Below are 15,879 nucleotides of genomic sequence, written 5' to 3'. Positions count from 1 at the left end.
AAGTTTACCCCAGCCTCCCCCGTCAATCCATGTTGAATGCTTGTTCAAAAAATACTTGCACACAAACCAAAAAACGTCTTGAATGCCCGTTCAAGAATCACTCCCTCAGGACAGACGATCATGAATACCCTGTTTCAGCCCTATCGCCTCAACGACACCCTCACCCTCGCGAACCGTTTCATGATGGCCCCCCTCACCCGCTGCATGGCGGGCCCGGGTCTGGTGCCCACCGAACAGATGGCCGCCTACTACGGCCGCCGCGCCGACATCGGCCTCATCATCTCCGAAGCCACCATCATCCGTCCGGACGGGCAGGGCTACCCCAATACCCCGGGGCTCTACAGCGCCGAACAGATCGCCGGCTGGAAGAAAGTGACCAGCGCCGTGCATGCCAACGGCGGCAAGATCTTCGCCCAGCTGTGGCACGTGGGCCGTCTCTCCCACCCCTTCTTCCACCACGCCGAAGTGCTGGCCCCCTCCGCCGTCGCCCATGAGGGCACGGTGCCGCGCATGCGCGAGCTGGTCTATCAGGTACCCCGCGCCCTGACCGGGAGCGAAATCGCCCAGCTGGTCGAGGATTACGCCCAGGCCGCCGCCAACGCCATCGAAGCGGGCTTTGACGGGGTGGAGATCCACGGTGCCAACGGCTATCTCATCGATCAGTTCCTGCACCACGCCAGCAACCTGCGCACCGACAACTACGGCGGCAGCCCCGAGAACATGAGCCGCTTCGCCCTCGAGGTAGTGGATGCCATCGCCGCCCGCATTGGCGGGGATCGCACCGGCCTTCGTCTCTCCCCCGGCGCCTATGTGCACCTGGAAGGGGATGCCCGGGATCGCGCCGTGTTCGACCACCTGCTGGCCGAGCTGAACCAGCGTACTCTGGCCTATCTGCACCTTGGTATCTTCGATGACAGCCTCACCTTCGACTACCTGGACGGCCGCGCCTCCGACTACCTGCGTGCCCGCTACGACGGCCACCTGGTGGGGGTGGGCAACTACAGCGCCGAGACCGCGCTCGAGGCCATCGAGGCGGACCGCTTCGACCTCGTCGCCATCGGTCGCCCCCTCATCGCCAACCCGGACTACCTCGCCAAGGTGAAGCAGGGAGAGGCGCTGACCCCCTATGCCGACACCATGCTGGCGGAGCTGGTATAAACCGCGCCCAGGCGCCGCACGCGGGTCGACCCTTTGCCACTGGCACGGGTGTCATCCTCCCCTGACAGCGCCGCTGCCGACCCCTGTCGACAGTGCCAAAGTCGCGGGCTGTACCTACTGACCAAGGATGGGATCCGCGCCCCCGCGCGGGTTTCCAATGTTTGGGCCCTCTCCCGGGCCCTTTTTTCTGCCTGTCTTTCGCCCTTTTTCACGTAAATGGTTGTCATCAACAACCAAAAGATGGTATTGGTTGCGCATAACAACCAAATGCCACCACAAGGAGACAACCCCATGGATCCCCGCCCCCTGCGCGCCCTGTCGAGGGAACTGGTACGCGAACTCGGCATGCTCTCCCAGCAGTGCGGCTCGCTGGCCCTGAGCCCACTGGAGGCCCACCTGCTCATCGAGCTGGAGAACGGTCCCGCCACCAACCAGCAGCTTGCCGAGCGCCTTCGCATCGACAAATCCAACGCCAGCCGCCCCCTGGCCCGCCTCGCCGAGCGGGAGCTGATCGCCTGGCAACCCCACCCCTCTGACGGGCGCAGCAAGGAGGCGAGCCTCACCGAGCCGGGCAAGGCACAGCTTGAGGAGCTGCACCGGCAGATGGACGAGACCATGGCGGGGGCCCTGGCCCAACTCTCCCCCGCCGAGTGCGAGCAGATCTGGGAGGGCATGCGGCTCTATCGCAGCGCCCTCTCCCGCGCCCGCCGCCAGCAGGGCTTCGTCATCCGCCCCATCACCCCGGCCGACAATCCCCGGATCGCCGCCGTGGTGCGCGCCGTCTCCGCCGAATACGGCCTCACCGCCGACAAGGGGTACGGGGTGGCGGATCCCAACCTCGATTTTCTCCACGAGACCTATCAGGGGGAACGCAGCCGCTACTGGGTGATTGAGGGGCCGGACGGCACCATTCTTGGCGGGGGCGGCATAGCGCCGCTGGCGGGGGCACCGGATGTGTGCGAGCTGCAGAAGATGTACTTCCTGCCCGCCCTGCGGGGGCTGGGCCTGGGACGGCGGCTGGTCTTGCAGGCGCTGGCCGAGGCTCGCGCCCTGGGTTACCAGCGCTGCTATCTGGAGACCACCGCCGTGCTGCGGGAAGCCACCGCCCTCTATGAATCCCTGGGCTTCGAACACCTGCCGGGGCCCCTTGGCTGCACGGGCCACGACGCCTGCGAGATCTGCATGGTGCTGGCGCTCGACTAGCTCAAACAACAACAAGGGGCCCATGGCCCCTTGTTGTTTCATCTGTCGCCCCCTGATCAGCCAGCGCGCTGCTCCAGGGTACCAGCAGGCCGGGAAAGCGGCCGCTTGGCCCAGACCCCGGCCAGCAGCGAGCCGGACAGGTTGTGCCAGACCGAGAAGAGGGTACCAGCCATGGCCGAGGCGGGAGTGAAGAACTTCATGGCCAGCGCCGTGGCGAGGCCAGAATTCTGCAACCCCACTTCGAAGGCCACGGTGCGGCAGATCCGCTCCTCAAAGCCCAGCCAGCGACTGACCCAGTAGCCCGCCGCAATGCCGATGCCGTTGTGCAGGATCACCGCCAGCGCCACGATGGGGCCGATGCTGGCGAACTGCCCTGCGTTGAGGGCGACCACGATGGCGATGATCATGACGATGGCGGCCATGGAGACGAGCGGCAGCACGGGCTCGATACGTGCCGTCAGGGAGTGGAGGAAGACATTGGCAACCACCCCGAACACCACGGGGATCAGCACTATCTTCACCAGGCTCAGCAGCATGTCCAGCACCGGCACGTCGACGCTCTTGCCAGCCAGCAGCTGCACCAGCAGGGGGGTGACGAAGACCCCGAGCAGGGTGGAGAGAGCTGTCATGGTGATGGAGAGAGCCACATCGCCCTTGGCCAGATAGCACATCACGTTGGAAGAGGTGCCACCGGCGACGCTGCCCACCAGCACCATGCCCACGGTCAACTCGGCATCAAAGCCCAGCAACAGACTGACCAGCAGAGCGGCCAGCGGCATCACGCTGAACTGCAATACCAGCCCGAGGCCGATGGCCTTCTTGTTGCGCACCACGTCGAGGAAGTTCTGGGGTTTGAGGGTCAGCCCCATGGCCAGCATGATGATGGTCAGCAGCGGCACTATCTGGCCCTTGAGGCCGACGAAGGGCTCGGGCTGCCAGTAGGCCAGCAGGGAAAACAGCAGGGCCCAAAGCGGGAAGAGGTGGGTGATGCGTCCAAGCATGGTGTACTCCTTGTTATTGTCCAGACGCGGGCAGACCAGGGGATGCCCGCAGGGAACTTTCTCTTATACCAGCTTTGTCGCCGGCAGGCCCGTGTCGCGGCGCTCAGGAAGGGAAATAGAACCAGGCGGTCTGGATAAGACCCTCCTTCACCTCGAACACCGCCACGCTCTCGATGGGCTCGGGGGAGAGGCCGTGGATCAGCTCGTGATCAAACACCTTGTTGCCCAAGATGGTGCGTGACAGCAGCTCGGCCTTGAGCAGCGGGTTGTTGAATCTGTGCTCCGCATAGAAGGCCCGCAGCGCCCCCTTGCCGACTGTGCTCGGCGTCTCGGTCGGCATGCGATAGCCTTTGAAATCCGGGGCAAAGCAGGCCACGAAGGCGTCGAGGTCGTGGGCATTGTAGGCGGCAAACTGCGCCTTTACGGGTTGGGTGACGGACATGTCCCTCTCTATGGGTGAAATTAAAATCACTTATCCTGGGTTTTTATTCAATCATCAAGCCCCGGATGGGGATCTACGCCCCTTCCAATGAAACGCCCCATAACAAAAAACCCCGCCGAAGCGGGGTCTCTCTGGTCATCCGCCACCCGCTGGGTGCGGGCGGGGTGATCAGTGTTCGCGGGTCTGGCGGAAGTGAACGTCCGGGTGACGCTCCTGTGCCAGGCGCAGGTTGACCATGGTCGGCGCGATGTAGGTGAGGTTGTCACCGCCATCGAGGGCCAGGTTGACCTCGTTCTTGCGCTTGAACTCCTCGAACTTCTTGACGTCGGTCCCTTCCACCCAGCGGGCGGTGGCGACGTTGACCGCCTCGTAGATGGCCTCGACGTTGTACTCGCTCTTGAGGCGCGAGACCACCACGTCGAACTGCAGCACACCGACCGCACCGACGATGAGGTCGTTGCTGATGAGCGGACGGAACACCTGCACCGCCCCCTCTTCGGAGAGCTGCACCAGCCCCTTGAGCAGCTGCTTCTGCTTGAGGGGGTCACGCAGGCGGATGCGGCGGAACAGTTCCGGCGCGAAGTTCGGGATGCCGGTGAACTTGAGATCTTCACCCTGGGTGAAGGTGTCGCCGATCTGGATGGTGCCGTGGTTGTGCAGACCGATGATGTCGCCGGCACAGGCCTCGACCGCCTGTTCACGGTCACCGGCCATGAAGGTGACGGCGTCGGAGATGTTCACGTCCTTGCCGATGCGCACGTGACGCATCTTCATGCCCTTGGAGTAAGTGCCTGACACGATACGCATGAAGGCGATACGGTCGCGGTGTTTCGGGTCCATGTTCGCCTGGATCTTGAACACGAAACCGGAGAACTTCTCCTCGGTCGCCACCACTTCGCGGCTCTCGGCCTTGCGCGGCATGGGGGCTGGCGCCCAGTCGGTCAGGCCATCCAGCATGTGGTCGACACCGAAGTTGCCGAGGGCGGTCCCGAAGAAGACCGGGGTCATCTCGCCAGCGATGAAGGCGTCGTGATCGAACTCGGGAGAGGCGCCCTGCACCAGCTCCAGCTCGCCACGCAGCTGGGCAGCCAGATCTTCGCCGATGGCGGCATCCAGCTCGGGGTTGTTCAACCCCTTGACCACCCGCTTCTCCTGGATGGTGTGGCCCTGACCGCTCTGATACAGGTAGGTCTCGTCCTTGTAGAGGTGATAGACACCCTTGAAGGATTTGCCGCAGCCGATGGGCCAGGTGATGGGGGCGCACATGATGTTGAGCTCGCGCTCCACCTCGTCCATCACCTCCATCGGATCGCGCACTTCGCGGTCCAGCTTGTTCATGAAGGTGAGGATGGGGGTGTCGCGCAGCCGGGTCACTTCCATCAGCTTGCGGGTCCGGTCTTCAACACCCTTGGCGGCATCGATGACCATCAGGCAGCAGTCGACCGCCGTGAGGGTACGATAGGTATCTTCGGAGAAGTCCTCGTGACCCGGGGTATCGAGCAGGTTGACCAGGCAATCGGCATAGGGGAACTGCATCACGGAAGTGGTGATGGAGATACCGCGCTGCTTCTCCATCTCCATCCAGTCGGATTTGGCGTGCTGGCCCGAGCCACGGCCCTTGACGGTACCGGCGCGCTGAATGGCCTGTCCGAACAGCAGGACCTTTTCGGTGATGGTGGTTTTACCCGCATCCGGGTGCGAGATGATCGCAAAAGTGCGTCTCTTGGAGACTTCACTCAGAAATTCAGCTGACATAATTCGACGTTCTTCTATTGAGCGGCGGCCTGGAGCCACCGTGGGAAAAATGCGGGACAGCACCTTGGAATCAGGGCGCCCATGCAGACAACGACACCACGCGGGCGGGTCAGTGACCGCCGGTGGAGACAGGAGAAGCGCGTTGCATTACATGGGTCTGGCCCCGGATCAAAGCAAAATTGCGCGGCATTATACCCGCGCGAGTGAAAAATACCCAGCCCGCTATCACGGGGGCCCGGGGTCGGCCTCACCGGGCCGTCATCACCCGGTTGCGCCCCGCCAGCTTGGCCTCGTACATGGCCTCGTCGGCCCGGCGTACCAGCTCGCCCAGGTTGTCATCCTCGGGTTTGTACTGGGCGCAGCCGATGCTGATGCGGATGGGGTGATCCGCAGGCACCCCCTCAATCTCGAGACGGGCGACGGCTTGGCGGATCCGCTCCGCCACCTCGACGGCCTCGTTCAGGAGGGTATCCGGCAGCAGCACCAGAAACTCCTCGCCGCCGTTGCGCCCCACCCTGTCGAGGCTGCGCAACTGCTCCTCGATGCACTGGGCCACGGCGGTGAGCACCCTGTCCCCCACGTGGTGGCCCAGCTGGTCGTTCACCTTCTTGAAGTGATCCACATCCAGCAGCAGCACGCACAGGGGTTTGCCCTCCTCCCGGGCCTGGGTGAACCATTTGCGCCCCTTGGCCTGGATCTGGCGCCGGTTGTGGATGCCGGTCAGTTCGTCCGTCATGGCGAGGCGCTGCATCTTGCGGGTGCGCCCGCGCTGGTGCACCACCAGGGTACCCATCACCACCAGCAGCAGGGCCACCACCAGGTATTGCCAGTAGCGCCGCTCCTGCAACTGCTTGAGTTTCTCCGCCTGCAACTGCTGCTGGGACCTGAGGGTCTGGTTTTCCAGCTCCTTGCGGGCGAGATCGAACTCGAAACGCATCTGCAAGGAGCGCTGTTCCCGCAATCTGAGCTCGAGGGCCTGGCGGGTCTCGACATAGGTCTTGAGGCTGGTGAGGGCCGACTGGATGTGCCCCTGACGCTCCAGCACCCGGGCCCGTGTCTCATGCACCCGGGCGAGGAAGCGCAGGTTCTGCTCCCGGGTAAAGATGGGCTCGGCCTCGTCCAGGTGCCGCAGCGCCTCGCCGGGTCGGTTCAGGGCCTCGAGGACCTCGGCCATGACGAGGTGCCAGTGGCCCAGGGTGACGCTGTCCGCCCCCTCCCCCTGATGAAGGGAGGCTGCCGCCTGATCGAGCTTGATCATGGCCTGGTCCGGCTTGCCCTGTTTCTGCAGGATGGTGGCCAGCTCTATCCGGCTCCAGGCCAGGACCCCTTCCTGGTTTGATCCCATATAGTAACGCTCCGCTTCGGCCATCAGGGGCAGCGCCTTGTCGTACTCTTCGGTGTCGATGTAGAGGAGCCCCTGCTGGCTGTGAATGTCCACCAGGTACTCCTCGACCCCGAGCTGCCGGTAGTCGTGCTCCAGCTCCTTGAAATAGCTCTCGGCCCGCTCATAGAGCCCCATCCTGCGATAGGCATTGGCAATATTGGCGAGCACCTCGCGCCCCTTGGCCTCCAGCTCGAGCGCCTCGTATCGCTGGTGGGCATCGATGAGATCCATCAGCCCCTCCGCCAGCTCCCCCTGGTAGGAGTACATCTCCCCCCGCAGGCTCAGGATGTCGGCACGCTGACGCTCATCCCCGAGCCGGCGAGCCAGGGTCAGGGCGGCGTCGTAATCCTCCCCGGCCCCGGCCATGTTGCCGAGCAGTTGCCGGTGATAGCCGCGACAGGCGAGCAACCCCACCTCGGTGACCCTGTCCTTGCGGGCACGGGCCTGTGCCAGCCCCTGCTCGGCAAACGCCACCGCGCGGCGAAACTCCTCGTCCCGTTCACCCGGCAGGGCCCAGCACTGCAGCCGGGCAAGACGCCCCTGCACCTCGGGCGGATAGTGTGCCTGTCCGGCAACCAGGGCGGCGACGCGCTCGCGAAACACCTGCACCGGCATCGCCGACTCTTCCAGCTGCTGCAACGCCAGCTGCATCTCGTGCCCGGCCAGTGGCGCCGCCTGGGCCAGGGCAACCCCCAGCCACAGCAACAGGCCACATCCCATCAGGATCTTCATGCGGACGTTTTCTCCTCTTCACCGGCCGGACGCCACGCTCATCGCTGTCATCATATCCCCACAGACTCTGGGCGCACAGCCGTCAGAGGGTGGGAAAACGCCTCATATCGGACGAGAGCCTCCCCTATCCCCTTCTTTACAGAAGGAGTAGAGTGCATCGACTATATATGCTTTCGAACAGGGGAAGGGATGAGGAATGACCTACGAGGAGCTGAGGGAGGCTTACGACAGGTTGTTGCTGGAGAACGAGCGTCTCAAACGCATCGCGGATGACGCGCGGGAGAAGCTGGACGCCGCCATGGACGGCACCGGCCTGTGCATCTGGCAGAACCATGTGCCCACCGGCAAACTCATCATCTTCAACCGGCGCTGGGGCTCCATGCTCGGTTACCAGCCCAAGGAGCTGTCGGCCCACTTCGACGTCTGGCGCGCCCACCTGCACCCGGAGGACAGGGAGCAGGTGCTGCAGGCCTTCTTCGATCATTTGGAGGGCAAGAGCCCGTTTTATCAGGCGATGCACCGCATGATCGCCAAGGATGGCAAGACCACCTGGGTGCTGGACCGGGGCCGGGTGGTGGAGCGGGATGATCAGGGCAACGCCGTCCGGGTGATGGGCACCCACATCGACATCACCCACGAGAAGGAGTACGAGCAGCAGCTCGCCCAGCTTGCCCACCGGGATCCCCTCACCGGCCTGTTCAACCGCACCGCGCTGCACCGCCACTTTCCCGGGGAGTACCAGGCCATCTGCTTCATCGATCTCGATGACTTCAAGCTGGTGAACGACAACCTGGGCCACCGGGCAGGTGACGAACTGCTGGTCTCCCTTGCCCAGCGCCTTCGCCACTGCTGCGGCGAGGAGGTACGGCTGGGGCGCATCGGCGGGGACGAGTTCGTGCTGCTGCTGCCCTGGGCGTGCGACGATCCCCGCACCAGCCACCTCGCCCGCCAGTGCATCGATGCCATCGCCACCCCCTTCGAGCTGCCCAACGGGGACGCCTCGGTGGGACTGAGCATGGGGATTGCGGCCATCCGGCCCCAGGACGATTTCGGCGCGGCGCTGGCCCGGGCGGATCAGGCCATGTACAGGGTCAAACGCAGCGGCAAGCGGGGTTTTTACATTGCCCAGCCAAGCGGTCAACCGCTGCTGGATCAGGAGCAGGTCAACGAACGGGGCCTCTACCACAGGCCCACTCTCTGAGCCTGAGCGCCCTCAATGGCGCTGCCAGCGCCGCAGCAGGCGTCCACGCAGGCCGCAATCGAGCAGCCAGCTGTTGTCGAACACCCGCAAAATGGCCGCCTTGGCGTGACGGGACATGGCTACCGCATGGAAGCGTGTCTGCTGCGCCCGTCGCCGGTTCATCCGCTCGAGCAGGGGGTGGGGCAGGTTCTGGGCGATGAAGTCGGAGATCACCAGCACGTCGGCCTTGGCAAAGGCGGGTTGTTCGAGCTGGGTCAGGGCCTGCTCCAGGCAGGGCACCAGATCGGTCCCTCCGTGAAAACTCATGGAGAGAAAGCGCTCCGCCTTCTCAAGCCCGGTGTCGGCGGTGATCTCCAGGGTCGCCACCTCGGTGGAGAAGAGCATCAGATAGCAGCCCCGCTTCTCCTCCATCGCCCCCTTGAGCAGGGCGAGAAACAGCGCCTTGGCACACTCCTCCGGATAGCCCCCCATGGAACCTGACGTATCGACGCAGACGATGAAGGGGCCACGCGGCTGCACCTCCTGCCCTCCCTGCTCGGGGGAGCGCAGCATCAGACGCTGGCGCGGCAGGGTGCCCCGCGACTGGTAGCTCAGCAGGCGCCGCTCCAGATAACGGCGATAGAACTCCAGTTCCAGCTCCGGCAGCGCCAGCATCACCGCCTCGCTCGGCAGGAGGCGCATCAGATCGCTGGCCGGGTGCACCCCCACCAGATCGTCGGGCACATCGTCACTTTGCACCTCCTCCAGCTCGTGCACAGGCACCGGCGGCAGCGTCCTGTCCTCGCTGCGCCGCTCCCGCTCGCTGCGCCCAAGCAGGGCGGCGATCTCCGCGAGCAGAGGCTCCTGCTGCAACATGCGGGCGTACTGCTTCACCAGCGCCAGGCTGCGCTTGTGCCAGCTCCCCTGGGCCAGATCCCAGAGCCCCCCGGCGGAGATCTGGTGCGGATCCAGGGCATCGGCCAGGGTCCGGTTGGCCAGCAGTTGATCCTCTATCTCCTGGCGCTGCTTCTCCCGCTCCGCCTCCGCTATCTGCTGCTGCAACTGCAACAGGCTGCCCACCAGGCTGGCGCGCCATTTCTCGATGAAGAGCTGGCGCAGCCCCTCGGTGGGCTGGGCCACTATCTGGCGCACCAGGCTGCGGGCATCCCCCGCGAAGGGGCTGTGCTGCTCAAGGGCTTCCAGCAGGGCGGGCAGTCGCCCCACCAGCTCCGGCAGGGGCAGTTGCCGGTGGGCCTGATAGAGCAGGTATTCCCGCTCGAGAGCCACCGGCACCGGCTTGTGACGCATCTCCTCCCCAAGCTGTTCGCTCCAGGTCTGGATGCGCTTTCTGAGCAGCTTCCCCTGCAGGGGCGAGCGCTTGAGGAACTCGGAGATCTTCGGGGTGGAGGCCAGCAGCAGCGCCATCTCCCCCGCCAGCTCCCCCTCGCCGATGAGGAGCCCCAGATCCATCATGCCGATCTCTAGCATGGGCCACCCCGGGCGTTGAGATGTGATGGAATATCATGCTGACTAAACATGTTTTTCATCCTGTTTATTTCACCAGCCCCACGTCAGACGCGACGTCACCCCTGTGCATCGAGAAGAGGCAGACGATCCCGCCACTGCTGCAGCTCAGCCCCCAGCCGCTCCAGATCCCGGTTCAGCACGAAGAAGCTGTCCTCCACCTGGCGCAGCCAGTGGTCCCCCACGAACAGATGGGGCTGGTGGCGATCGAACAGGCTGCGCTGCCCCTTGAGGCTCTGCTGCACCCGGACCACCTGGCTCGCCAGCTCCTCCAGCTCCGCCAGCCAAGGGCTCATCACCACCTCGGGGATGGGGGTCCGCTCCACCAGCACCAGGGGCACGGGCTGGCGCTGGATATCCAGCACGTGCAGCCGCAGCTGCTCGTCCAGCACCAGCTCGTAGTGCCCCTCCTTGGGATTGCCGAGCTGCCAGCCCACCAGGGCCTCCCCGGTGGGGTGCCAGTGGGAGAGCAGGGTGCGATCGAAGGTGAGGGTCTCGGTCAGGCGGTCGGGATCGCCGCCGTCCAGGGGCGCCGGGGTGAGCAGGTGGAAGTGCACCTGCTTGCCGAACGCCCTGGCGTTGGCGAGCGGCAGCTCGGTGCCGCGGGCGCGGCGACCGAACCACTGCTTGCGCTTGACCGCCTTGCTGCCGATGCGCTGGGCGACGGCCCCCTTCAACTGCTTGAACCGCTCGCGCAGGGTCAGCAGTTGCCGGGTCAGCGCCAGCTGCTGGTAGCCGTAGAGGCGGGAAAACTCGCCGATCATCTCCAGCAGCGCGGTGCGGGAGGCCTCGTCGTGCCAGAGGCAATCCTTGAACAGCAGCAGATCCAGGGGAGCCACCTCGTCGCGGCCATTGAAGAAGGCGCTCGCCTTGATGAGCCGCACCGCCTTCTTCCAGCGCCGATCCGAGACATAGCAGCCGTGCCCGAGCTGACTGTCGAGCTGCTGGCGCAGCTGGTAGATGAGTTCGAAACAGGCGTCCGGCAGGCGCACCTGCTCGATGGCATCCTGCCAGGCGTCGTACTCTTCCCCCCGAATCTGCACCGAGGGGGTCAGGTTCTGATGGGACTGGCCATCGCTCGCCAGCATGGCCTGGAAGTTGGATTTCTCCTGCACCCTGTCCATCCAGACCCGCACCAGCATGCGGTCGTAGAGCGCCTCCAGCCCGCTGTCCGGGGCCGGCAGCTCGTTCGAGGCGGTGACCAGCAGCCGCATGGGAATGGGGTGCTGGCTGTCGCCGTTGCGAAACTGCCGCTCGTTGATGGCGGTGAGCAGGGTGTTGAGGATGGCGGGGCCCGCCTTCCAGATCTCGTCGAGGAAGACCACCTCGGCCTCCGGCAGGTAGCCGCTGGTCAACCGCAGGTACTTGCCATCCTCCTTGAGCGCCTGGATGGAGAGGGGGCCGAACACCTCCTCCGGCGTACTGAAACGGGTCATCAGGTATTCGAAATGGCGGGCATCCTGAAACGCCAGCTTGAGGCGCCGCGCGATCAGGCTCTTGGCGATGCCCGGGGGGCCCAGCAGAAAGACGCTCTCGCCACTCAGGGCCGCCAGCAGGCCGAGCCGCAGGGCATCCTGGCGCTCATACAGTCCCTCACCAAGGGCGGAAAGGAGCCGTGGCAGGCGCTCATGAATGGGGGTGGCACGAACAGTATTCTGGGCTAAAGGCGGCATAGGCACAGTTCCGAAGCTGATAGGTCATCCGTGGTGTCGGGGTCCGGCCTCTGGCCCCGCCCCACTCTCATTGTCTGTCATCTCTGCCCCCGGGGGGCGCTCGTTTGCCATCGCCACAGGGCGAAAAGCGCACGTCCGGGGTGCAGCAAATCCCGCGAGAGTGTACTCTGCGCATCATTATTTACCCCAACGCAGATCAAGAGTGAGCCTTCGCCATGCAAGATCCCCTGCTGGACCCGCTGCGCCAGCGCATTCTGGCCCGCATGGGCATCCCCCTCTGGCAACAAAGAGGCCGACTCCTGGCGGGAGGCACCAGCCCCGACGGCGCCGCACAGCCGGCAAACACGCCCGCCGACGAGGTGCTGGCCCCGCAGGAGACTGCCCCTCTGCCGACCGGCAAGCTCTGGCTGCTGGCAGAGACGCTGCCCGCGCCCTCCCTGCTCGGGGACATCTGCCGCTGGCTCGGCCTTGGCACGGACGAGGTCTCCCTGTTGTCCGAGATGCCTTCCCTACCCGCGGGGGCCACTTCGCCCCTGCTCTGGCTGACGGCGCCGGACCCTCGCTGGCCCGATGCCCTGGTCTGCCCGCTCAAGCCCGATGGGGCACACAAGCGCGCCCTCTGGCAGCAGTGCCGGCAGCGCCACACCCCTTGATGCTCACGACCATGGCACGGCCATGGTGTCCATCGCAAGCCTGAATCCCGTCCGGAGTGACCATGTCTGACCTCTTGCCCCACTTTCGCCCCCTGCTCGAATCCGACTTCGAAGCCATCTACCCCATCGAGCAGGCCGCCCACCAGGAGCCCTGGAGCCAGGCCAACCTGCTCTCCTGCTTCGGGCCGCGCTATCTCAACGGCCTGATGCTGGTGGACGGACGACCGGCCGGTTTCTACATCTCGGATCTGGTGGCGGGAGACAGCTCCCTGATGAATCTCTGCGTGCATCCCGATTTTCAGGGCAAGGGGCTGGGGCGGGCGCTGCTCAGGGAGTACCTGGTCCGCAGCAAGGCCGGCAAGGCCGAGGCCTGGTTCCTGGAGGTCAGGGCCGGCAACCGCACCGCCATCAACCTCTACGAGAGCGAGGGGTTTGCCGAATATTGCCGCCGCGCCGACTACTATGGCACCGGGCAGGAGAGGGAAGACGCCGTGCTGATGTCCCGCCTGTTCGACTTCGGCTGATCCCGTAGCCGCCCGACTTGGGCCGGGAGGCCATCCACAACGGACAAGGGGGCATGCAGCCCCCTTGTCGTTTCTACCCTCATCCCACTCCCCAGTCGCCCCTCAGGGCAGGGGCGCGTTGTCGATGGCGGGATCCTCCAGGCTGAGGGTGACCCTCAGCACCGCCTCGAAGGCCGCCCCCGAGAGCGGCATGAAGAAGCCGCGGCCGTAGGTGACGCCGGGCATCCAGATCTGTTCGATATCCACCGCGATCTTGATGGGGCGAAGCGGCTCACCCGGTCGCTGGACATAGATGCCAGGGGCCGTCACAACCTGGGGGAAGCGGCGCAGAATGTGCTCGCTGCCATCCCCCGCATCCGGGTTGAGTCGCACCTTCACCAGCCCCGCCAGGGCGGATTGCATCTCGGGGGCACGCCACAGCCTGGTATTCAGCGCCTTGCAGCGTCGGCACTTGGCGCGCTCGATCACGTAGAGCAAGGGGTATCCTTCCCTCAGCGCCAGCCGCTGCGCCTGCTCATAGCCCTCGGCGCCGCTCAGCCAGGGATTATCCTGCTCCCCCGCGCCCCCCAGCAGATACCAGAGGGCGCCTGCCCCCGCCAACAGCAGCAACACGCCGGTGAACAGGCTCTTGATCCCGATATTCATGGTGCAACTCCCTGAATGAATCCGATCCCTGCCCCCTATCATGCCTCACTCTCATCTGGTTGACGACTTTGTGATCCAGGACAAATGGCGCACACTTGTAAGCTGTAATGTTAGAGTTTAAACTCCAGCCCCGATTTTGGTGCCCCTGCGGGCGCACAACTGTTACTTGAGGATGCGTGAGATGTCGCAGTTTCATCTGGTTAGAGTGATGCGTGAGCGTATTGCCCGCCTTGGCAACAAGGCCGCCCTGCGCGTCCAGCAGGATGGCCAGTGGCGCGCCATCAGCTGGCGAACCCTGGGTCAGGCCATGGATTATTGCGCCCAGGGACTGATCCGGGCGGGCCACCAGTCCGGCGAGATGGTCGGCATCTATGCCCGCAACATGCCCGAGTGGACCCAGGCCGACCTCGGCATCCTGGCCGCCCGTGGCGTCAGCGTGCCCATCTACCCCACCAGCACCCTCGATCAGCTGCGCTACATCGTCAAGGATGCCGACATCAGGATGCTGTTCGTGGGGGAGCAGCCCCAGTTCGATCAGGCGCTGCACCTCATCGACAGCGGCGAGATAAGCCACATCGTCGCCCTGGACGGCACCGTCGATCTGCGCGGCTGCGCCTCGGCCAGCCACTTCCAGGCCTTCCTCGTCTCCGGCAACCACCAACCCAGCGAGCAGGTGCTGCGCGAGCGCGAGCGCCACTACCGCATGGACGACCTGCTGACCCTCATCTACACCTCGGGCACCACGGGCGAACCCAAGGGGGTCATGCTCGATTTCGCCAACATGGCCGCCTGCTTCGAGATGCATGACGCTCGCCTCGACCTCAGCGAGCAGGATGTCTCCCTCTGCATGCTGCCGCTGAGCCATGTGTTCGAGCGTGCCTGGAGCTACTACGTGCTCTATTGCGGCGCCGAGAACGTCTACATTCGCGACCCGCAGAAGGTGATGGATGTCATCGGCGAGGTGAAGCCCACCGTGATGTGCGCCGTGCCCCGCCTCTACGAGAAGGCCTACGCCATGATCCAGGCCAAGGTCGCCCAGGCTCCGCGCCTGCGCCGCGCCCTGTTCGGCTGGGCCACCCGGGTGGGCAAACAGATGGTCGCCACCCGTCAGGCGGGCAAGTCCGCCTCTCCCCTGCTCTATGGCCAGCTCTGGCTTGCCGAGCGCCTGGTGTTTCGCAAACTGCGCGCCCGTTTCGGCGGTCGCACCCGCTTCCTGCCGGTGGCGGGCGCCCGTCTCGCGGACGAGGTGAATCTCTTCTTCCAGGCCATGGGGCTCAACCTCAAGTACGGCTACGGCATGACCGAGACCACCGCCACCGTCTGCTGCTATGAAGACACCCAGTTCAGGCTGGGCTCCATCGGCACGGCGCTAAACGGCATCGAGGTGAAACTCGGCGAGAACAACGAACTGCTGGTGCGCGCCCCCACCGTGATGCGTGGCTACTACAACAAGCCGCAAGCCACCGCCGAGGTGATGACCGAGGATGGCTTCCTGCGCACCGGCGATGCAGGCGAGCTGGATGACGAGGGCAACATCTACTTCACCGAGCGCTTGAAGGAGCTGATGAAGACCTCCAACGGCAAGTACGTGGCGCCGCAACTGGTCGAGGGGACCCTCGGCAAGGATCGCTTCATCGAGCAGATTGCCATCGTCGCCGATGCCCGCCACTTCGTGTCGGCGCTCATCGTGCCCTGCTTCGAGTCCCTGGAGGAGTATGCCCGCTCCATCAACCTGCAGTACCAGTGCAAGACCGAGCTGCTCCGCCACTCCCGGGTGATGGAGTTCTTCGAGGCCCGCATTCAGGATCTGCAAAAGGAGCTGGCCAAGTTCGAGCAGGTGAAGAAGTTCACCCTGCTGCCGAGCGCCTTCTCCATGGAGCTCGGGGAGATCACCCCCACCATGAAGCTGCGCCGCAAGATCATCGAGGCCAAGTACCAGCGCGAGATAGAAGCCATGTACAGCCACGTCTGATCGACGGGCCTGATATGAAAAAGCCGCTCATGG

General features: G+C 64.8%; 13 protein-coding genes. 6 read left to right on the top strand and 7 right to left on the bottom strand.

Translation table 11 applies throughout. The features are described 5' to 3' along the window. The first annotated feature begins 120 nt into the window (after positions 1–120). Positions 121–1,158 carry an alkene reductase gene (locus tag ACPW74_RS01445; RefSeq protein ID WP_039039415.1) on the top strand — a complete coding sequence of 346 codons (1,038 nt, stop codon included), beginning with the start codon at positions 121–123 and terminating at the stop codon, positions 1,156–1,158. Between the two features lie 291 nt (positions 1,159–1,449). Beyond that, entirely contained in the window at positions 1,450–2,361 is a 912-nt protein-coding gene (locus tag ACPW74_RS01440; RefSeq protein WP_080990037.1) for a bifunctional helix-turn-helix transcriptional regulator/GNAT family N-acetyltransferase, read from the top strand. 56 nt (positions 2,362–2,417) lie between these two features. On the opposite strand, the gene ACPW74_RS01435 is transcribed toward ACPW74_RS01440, so the two are convergent. The 4 genes from ACPW74_RS01435 to ACPW74_RS01420 all read right to left on the bottom strand — a co-directional run bounded on the left by ACPW74_RS01435 (position 2,418) and on the right by ACPW74_RS01420 (position 7,675). Then, complete coding sequence (locus ACPW74_RS01435; RefSeq protein ID WP_052815963.1) at positions 2,418–3,362, bottom strand: bile acid:sodium symporter family protein; 945 nt, start codon at positions 3,360–3,362, stop codon at positions 2,418–2,420. Positions 3,363–3,465: 103 nt separating this feature from the next. Further along, the gene (locus ACPW74_RS01430; RefSeq protein WP_279981166.1) at positions 3,466–3,804 is read right to left on the bottom strand and encodes a nuclear transport factor 2 family protein; all 339 of its coding nucleotides are present in this window, start codon (positions 3,802–3,804) and stop codon (positions 3,466–3,468) included. A gap of 168 nt (positions 3,805–3,972) precedes the next feature. Continuing rightward, entirely contained in the window at positions 3,973–5,562 is a 1,590-nt protein-coding gene (prfC, locus tag ACPW74_RS01425) for a peptide chain release factor 3 (protein WP_103255304.1), read from the bottom strand. Between the two features lie 244 nt (positions 5,563–5,806). Next, entirely contained in the window at positions 5,807–7,675 is a 1,869-nt protein-coding gene (locus ACPW74_RS01420) for a diguanylate cyclase (RefSeq protein WP_425858524.1), read from the bottom strand. A gap of 196 nt (positions 7,676–7,871) precedes the next feature. Here ACPW74_RS01420 and ACPW74_RS01415 point away from each other — a divergent pair, with 196 nt between their 5' ends. Next, positions 7,872–8,876: a sensor domain-containing diguanylate cyclase gene (locus ACPW74_RS01415; protein WP_109112368.1), complete on the top strand. Its 1,005-nt coding sequence runs from the start codon at positions 7,872–7,874 to the stop codon at positions 8,874–8,876. Between the two features lie 12 nt (positions 8,877–8,888). Here the strand turns inward: ACPW74_RS01415 and viaA are convergent, their stop codons facing one another. After that, complete coding sequence (viaA, locus tag ACPW74_RS01410; RefSeq protein WP_223954851.1) at positions 8,889–10,343, bottom strand: ATPase RavA stimulator ViaA; 1,455 nt, start codon at positions 10,341–10,343, stop codon at positions 8,889–8,891. 95 nt (positions 10,344–10,438) lie between these two features. Further along, on the bottom strand, positions 10,439–12,052 hold the full coding sequence (locus ACPW74_RS01405) for an ATPase RavA domain-containing protein (protein ID WP_223954850.1): 1,614 nt from the start codon (positions 12,050–12,052) through the stop codon (positions 10,439–10,441). A 215-nt stretch (positions 12,053–12,267) separates the two neighbouring features. On the opposite strand from ACPW74_RS01405, the gene ACPW74_RS01400 reads away from it, so the two are divergent. Together ACPW74_RS01400 and rimI are read left to right on the top strand one after the other, a co-directional pair. Beyond that, on the top strand, positions 12,268–12,705 hold the full coding sequence (locus ACPW74_RS01400; protein WP_049635924.1) for a DNA polymerase III subunit psi: 438 nt from the start codon (positions 12,268–12,270) through the stop codon (positions 12,703–12,705). A 74-nt stretch (positions 12,706–12,779) separates the two neighbouring features. Beyond that, on the top strand, positions 12,780–13,229 hold the full coding sequence (gene rimI / locus ACPW74_RS01395; protein ID WP_113978432.1) for a ribosomal protein S18-alanine N-acetyltransferase: 450 nt from the start codon (positions 12,780–12,782) through the stop codon (positions 13,227–13,229). Positions 13,230–13,331: 102 nt separating this feature from the next. On the opposite strand, the gene ACPW74_RS01390 is transcribed toward rimI, so the two are convergent. Beyond that, positions 13,332–13,874: a hypothetical protein gene (locus ACPW74_RS01390; protein ID WP_180911356.1), complete on the bottom strand. Its 543-nt coding sequence runs from the start codon at positions 13,872–13,874 to the stop codon at positions 13,332–13,334. Positions 13,875–14,055: 181 nt separating this feature from the next. Here ACPW74_RS01390 and ACPW74_RS01385 point away from each other — a divergent pair, with 181 nt between their 5' ends. Beyond that, positions 14,056–15,846, top strand: coding sequence for an AMP-dependent synthetase/ligase (locus ACPW74_RS01385; RefSeq protein WP_180911355.1), 1,791 nt, complete (start codon positions 14,056–14,058; stop codon positions 15,844–15,846). Positions 15,847–15,879: the final 33 nt, after the last annotated feature.

The sequence above is a fragment of the Aeromonas sp. INTO2 genome, from assembly GCF_049860605.1.
In the GTDB taxonomy this organism is placed as follows: domain Bacteria; phylum Pseudomonadota; class Gammaproteobacteria; order Enterobacterales; family Aeromonadaceae; genus Aeromonas; species Aeromonas caviae.
The sequence above is the reverse complement of the archived record's forward strand: the minus strand, read 5'-3'. Positions and strand labels throughout refer to the sequence as shown.